This is a genomic window from Protofrankia sp. Cr1, assembly GCF_963555865.1.
GTDB lineage: Bacteria > Actinomycetota > Actinomycetes > Frankiales > Frankiaceae > Protofrankia.
In genome coordinates this window covers 8,288-13,997 of the sequence record NZ_CAUVXO010000086.1, presented here as the reverse complement: position 1 = coordinate 13,997, position 5,710 = coordinate 8,288, and the positions used below count along the sequence as shown (strand labels likewise).

Sequence of the window (5,710 nt, the reverse complement as noted above, 5' to 3'; positions counted from 1 at the left end):
GCCTGCTGGAGCCTTTCCGCGACCAGGAAGGCCAGCTCAAGCGCCTGGCCGGTGTTCAGCCGGGGATCGCATGCGGTCTCGTACCGACCGGCGAGATCGGCCTCACTGATCTGTTCGCCGCCGCCGAGGCACTCCGTCACGTTGTCACCGGTCAACTCGATGTGCACACCGCCGGGATGGGTACCCAGCGACCTGTGCACCTCAAAGAAGCCGAACACCTCGTCGAGGACGTCGTCGAAGTGCCGGGTCTTGACCCCGTTCACATCGCGGGTGTTGCCGTGCATGGGGTCGCACGACCACACCACGGGATGGCCGGCGGAGTTGACCTTCTCGACGATCGCGGGGAGCACCTCGCGGACGCGTCCCGCGCCCATCCGGGTGATGACCGTGAACCGGCCCGGGATGTGCTCGGGGTCGAGCCGATCGACCAACGCCAGGACGTCGTCCGGGGACGCGTTCGGACCCACCTTGCACCCGATGGGATTGCCGACCCGCGACATCAGGTCCACATGCGCACCGTCGAGATCACGGGTACGTTCGCCGATCCAGAGCATGTGTGCGGACACGTCGTAGACCGCGCCGGTCGCATCCTCCGTCCGGGTCAGGGCGCGCTCGTAGTCCAGCAACAGTGCCTCGTGGCTGGTGAACAGCTCGACGCCGTGCAGATTGGACGTGCGTTCGAGGTCGATGCCGCAGGCGGCCATGAACGACAACGCCCGTTCGATGTCGGTCGCCATGATCTCGTACCGACGCCCGGCCGCCGAGTCCCGCACGAACGTCTTGTTCCACTCGTGCACCTTCGACAGGTCAGCGAACCCACCGGTGGCGAAGGACCGGACGAGGTTCAGCGCGACCGCGCTGGCATGGTAGGCGTCCACCAGCCGGCCGGGGTCGGGCCGGCGGGCCACCGCCGTCGCGGCGATGTCGTTGACCGCATCGCCGCGGTAGGACGGCAGCCCCGTGCTCGCCTCGATGTCGGCTGACCGCGGCTTGGCATACTGGCCGGCTATCCGGGCGACCTTCACCACCGGCACGCTTGCCCCATAGGTGAGCACGACCGCCATCTGCAGCAGCGTTTTCACCTTGTCGCGAATTTTGTCGGCGGTGTTCGCGGCAAAGGTCTCGGCGCAGTCCCCACCCTGGAGCAGAAACGCCTCGCCCCGGGCAACCGACCCCAGCCGTTCGGTCAGAACCCGAATTTCCGGCGCGGTGACCAACGGCGGGAGGGCCGCCAATCGGTCGCGGGCCGCAGTCAGCTCCGCAGGGTCGGGCCAGTTCGGCTGTTGCTTGACCGGCAGGGTCCGCCAGACATCCAATTCGTCCACGGTAGTATAGGTTACGGTGTGACGGTCGGGTCGGGTCGGATCTCAACCATGTCATCCTCGCGGACCTGTCACCGGCACAGACCTGTCACCGGCTCAGGCCTGTTACTGGCTCAGCCGAAGAACACCTCCGCTTCGGTGTAGAGCTCCTCCGGTACGAGCTTGAGCTCACGGGTCGCCTCCGCCAGCGGTACCCGGTCGATCCGGGTTCCGTGCAGGGCCACCATCGTGCCCCAGTCACCGTCGTGTGCCGCATCGACGGCATGCAGACCGAAGCGGGTCGCAAGCCACCGGTCGAACGCCGTCGGCGTGCCGCCCCGCTGGACATGGCCGAGCACGGTCGCGCGGGACTCCCGCCCGGTCCGGCCACGGATCTCCGTCTCCAACACGGACGCGATTCCCTGCAGCCGGACATGCCCGAAGGCGTCCAGCTCCCCTTCCTTGACCACCAGGCTGCCGGCCACCGGACTCGCTCCCTCAGCCACCACGATGATCGGCGCGTAGTGCGAGGCGAAGCGGTGTTCGACGAAGGCACAAACCTTGTCGATGTCGAAGGGTCGTTCCGGAATGAGGATCACGTTGGCGCCCGCCGCCATTCCGCTGTGCAGGGCGATCCAACCGGCATGCCTGCCCATGACCTCGACGATGAGGACGCGATGATGGCTTTCGGCGGTGGTGTGCAGGCGGTCGATGGCCTCCATCGCGATGTTGACCGCCGTGTCGAACCCGAAGGTGTAGTCGGTGGCCGACAGGTCGTTGTCGATGGTTTTGGGAACCCCGATAATCGGGATTCCTTCGGTGTGGAGCCGGGCGGCGACGCCGAGGGTGTCCTCGCCCCCGATGGCGATGAGGGCGTCGATCCCCAGGTCGTCAATAGTTTTCCGGATGCGGGCGACGCCGTCGTCCACCTTGTAGGGGTTTGTACGACTGGAACCGAGAATCGTCCCACCGCGCGGAAGAATGCCGCGGACCGCGTCGACGCCGAGCGGCACCGCGGCATTTTCCAAGGGACCACGCCAGCCGTCCCGAAAACCTATGAACGAATGTCCATAGATATCTACTCCTTTACGGATGACTGCCCGTATGACCGCATTCAGCCCTGGGCAGTCCCCACCGCCTGTCAGCACGCCGATCCGCACGACCGCACCTCTTCTTCGCCGCCTGGACGCCCCGTTTCGGGCTCGTCAGAGCGGAGCGTAGTCGCAGCGAAGCGGTGCAGAAATACATCTGACAGCGTGGCGCGGCCGGAGGCACCGCGAAAACCTACCCCGCGGCTGCCGGCGACAGTGCTGCCCGCAGCGGTGCCAGCACCCGCCAGCGGGCCAGGTTGTGGCGAGCGTCGGCAAGCGCGTCGTGAGCGTCGTGCGGTGGCCGGGGCAGCGCTGGACGGCCGACCTCCTCCCAGAGCTGGCGCAGGTCGCGGGTGAACCGGGGGAACGGGCGGGGAAGATCCGTCATGGTGCCGAAAAGCTGACAGAGCACAACATGGTCATAAGCGGCATACCAGGCCCACAGCTCCGGCGGCCCGTCGACGCTGAGGAACTCGGCGATGTCCGACTGGATCCGCGACCGCGACCGCCAGGACGGATCCGCCGGCGGCGGCAGCTTGGCCAGGACGTTGCGCTGCACCCACAGCACCGCGAACGCCGGATCGAACTCGGTGGATACGGCGTAGTACTCCCTGGCGCCGTCCTCACTGACGATTCCGATACTCACCAGGTCCAACCAGTGGTGACCCGCCTCGGAACGTTCGATGAACTCGGTGTCATAGAGATATCGGGTGCCCACCCGTCCAGTTTGCCTGGCCACGTCAGCGAAAGCGCTGATCGCTGGAAACGGCCACCCGTCCACCGCGGCCGCGGCGCATTCTCCACCGCAGGCCGCTGAGGACCGACGCCATTCCCGCGGCACCCGCCAGCGGCAGTGCCCAGAGCAGCACGCCGTTGACCCCGTCCTGCGCGCGGCCGGCAGCCTTGTCAGCGACTGGTCCGGCGGTCTCGTCCGTCCGGGCCACGCTGCCGGCCGACTGCCCTGGAGCGGACGCGGTCGTCGACTGCGCAGGTGAGGCCGGGCAGGGGTCACCCGCCGCCGGTGGCACCACCGGCGGTGCCACCGCCGGTGCCTGCTCGGCGGTGGCCGGCTCGACCCTGACGTCCACCCGGGAGGCTCTGGCATCGGTGACCAGGCAGACCACGCCCGCGCCCGGGGCGGATACGACCGTCGCCCCACTCGCCCGCACCACGTAACCATCTGGATACACACGTGCCGGCACACGGATCTGGGTCGCGACCCGGCCACCGAAGGTACCGCCCCCCGCCGGCGCCGGTATGTAGGCCAGGGTCAGCAGCCGCCCCGAGGGACTGTAGGTGAAGCCCACCGGCACACCGGCGATGGCGGCCGGGTAGGGCCTGGCGATGGCGGCGAGAGTCACGTCGCTCAGTGGCCGGTCGAAGAACCACCCGATCTGCGTCGTGTCGGCGGCCGACACCAACCGCAGCACAGTCGCGGGATCGCCAGCCGCCCACCCGACGAGGAGCGCCGCCTCGTCGTTGGTCACCACGTTCGCGGTCGGGTCGAACGACGCGGCGCTCTGCCGCCACAGGAGATGGTGCGCATCGGTGGCGCGGACAGCCCCGTTGAGCCCGGGGGAACCCGTCGATGTCGTGAGCTCGAAGCCGACGAGTCCGACGACGTCATGGAACCGGCCAGCCACACGCCGTAAGCCCTCGGCGTAGGCCTCGTCACCAGCCTTCGCAGCCGACGCCGTCGGCACAATCTGGATCATTGCGCGCAGACCCTGGCCGACGACGGCTTCGACAGCGTCGGCGAGCTGGTCGAGCCCGGGGTCGAAACCGTCGGCGGTCACGCGAGCCGGCACGCCCCCTCGACCGGAGGTACCGGCGAACGTCCCGTCAGCCTCCATCCGCACGCCGATACTCACCGCGTTGAAGCCGTCGGCCGCCCACTGCCGCACGGTGGCGGTGTCAACGGTGCCGCCCGGCGGCACCGACGGGCCATGTAGGAACAGCACCCGACCCTCGGGGTCAACGACAAAGCGGCCCGCGCGCAGCACCGTCCCAGCGGGTGGGCCGGCCGAGGCGATCCGGGTCGGAGTCGGGCTCACCGGTGCCGCGGCGCGCGCGGGCTGCGCCAAGGCCCCCGGGAGGGCCGTGACAGCCACCGCCACGACCATGGTCATGGTCATGGTCATGGTCATGGTCATGGTCACGACCGTGCCCCTCACGGCCGACCACCGCGGGGCACCCAGCCTCGCGAAACGCATGCGCTCGGCACACCCGACCAACGGGCGTCCGCCCTTGCGCACGCCCGACGCCCTGGGATCCCCCGATGAGTACACACCGACCATCCTGCCGTGCCCACCGCACCGGGCATCAGCCTGCCTGGCGGGTACCCGTCCCGTCGCCGACGTCGCGGCTGTCGCGGTCGGCGCTCCCACCCTTGACGCGTGCGGTGTGGGGCATCACGGCGGTCGTGTGATCGTGCGTCCGTCCGACGGAATCCGGAGATCCCGAGCCGCCGGCCGCCTCGATCGCAGCCTCGCGCGCGGCGGCGATCTCGACCTTGGCCCGCTGGGCGTACATGTCGACGTACTCCTGGCCCGACAGCACCATGAGCTCATACATGATCTGGTCGGTCATGGATCGAAGCACAAAGCGGTCATCGGCCATTCCCACATACCGGCTGAAGTCAAGAGGGCGCCCGATCCGGATGCCGACGCGCCCGATCCTGGGAATTAGCCTTCCCTGCGGCTGCACCTCGAAAGTACCGATCATCGCGATGGGGATCACCGGAACCTTCGATTCCAGCGCCATCCGGGCAACGCCGATCTTGCCGCGGTAGAGTCGTCCGTCCGGCGATCGGGTGCCCTCCGGATAGATCCCCAACAGCTTGCCGCGTTGCAGCACCTTGACCCCGGTTCGCAGCGCAGCGTCACTCGCGGCCCCGCCGCTGCGGTCGATCGGGAGCTGACCCGCACCGCTGAAGAACAACCGCTTAAGCCACCCCTTGACCCCCGGCGAGGTGAAGTAGTCGCTTTTGGCCAGGAAGGTGACCCGCCGCGGCACCACCAAGGGGAGGAAGAAGTGGTCGGCGAAGGACAGATGATTACCGGCGAGGATGGCGGGACCCCGCTCCGGGATGTTTTCCAGCCCCTCGACCCACGGCCGCCAGAAGAGCCGCAGGAAGGGGGTGAGAAACGCCTTGACGACCCAGTACAACACGTCAGCTCCCGGTGTGGTCGTCCACCAATATCCGCCGGGCACACCCGCACACGGTGGCCGGAATAACCCTATGGACCCCTGCTGGCGGCGTCCACCGACATGCGCCGCGGCACCCAGCCGTGTTGCTGCCGTCACAGCCGCCTCGCA

At 68.4% G+C, this 5,710-nt stretch carries 5 protein-coding genes; all 5 read right to left on the bottom strand.

What is annotated here, in order from left to right; genetic code table 11:
• Positions 1-1,325, bottom strand: a 1,325-nt coding sequence (locus U9980_RS09965; RefSeq protein ID WP_322767665.1) for a class II 3-deoxy-7-phosphoheptulonate synthase, incomplete at its 3' end; no start/stop codon positions are given.
• Between the two features lie 110 nt (positions 1,326-1,435).
• On the bottom strand, positions 1,436-2,461 hold the full coding sequence (locus U9980_RS09960; protein ID WP_322747426.1) for a 6-phosphofructokinase: 1,026 nt from the start codon (positions 2,459-2,461) through the stop codon (positions 1,436-1,438).
• Positions 2,462-2,585: 124 nt separating this feature from the next.
• Positions 2,586-3,110, bottom strand: coding sequence for a polyadenylate-specific 3'-exoribonuclease AS (locus U9980_RS09955; protein ID WP_322747425.1), 525 nt, complete (start codon positions 3,108-3,110; stop codon positions 2,586-2,588).
• Positions 3,111-3,132: 22 nt separating this feature from the next.
• The gene (locus tag U9980_RS09950; protein WP_322767664.1) at positions 3,133-4,566 is read right to left on the bottom strand and encodes a hypothetical protein; all 1,434 of its coding nucleotides are present in this window, start codon (positions 4,564-4,566) and stop codon (positions 3,133-3,135) included.
• Positions 4,567-4,714: 148 nt separating this feature from the next.
• Entirely contained in the window at positions 4,715-5,563 is an 849-nt protein-coding gene (locus tag U9980_RS09945) for a lysophospholipid acyltransferase family protein (protein ID WP_416210214.1), read from the bottom strand.
• Positions 5,564-5,710 lie beyond the last annotated feature (147 nt).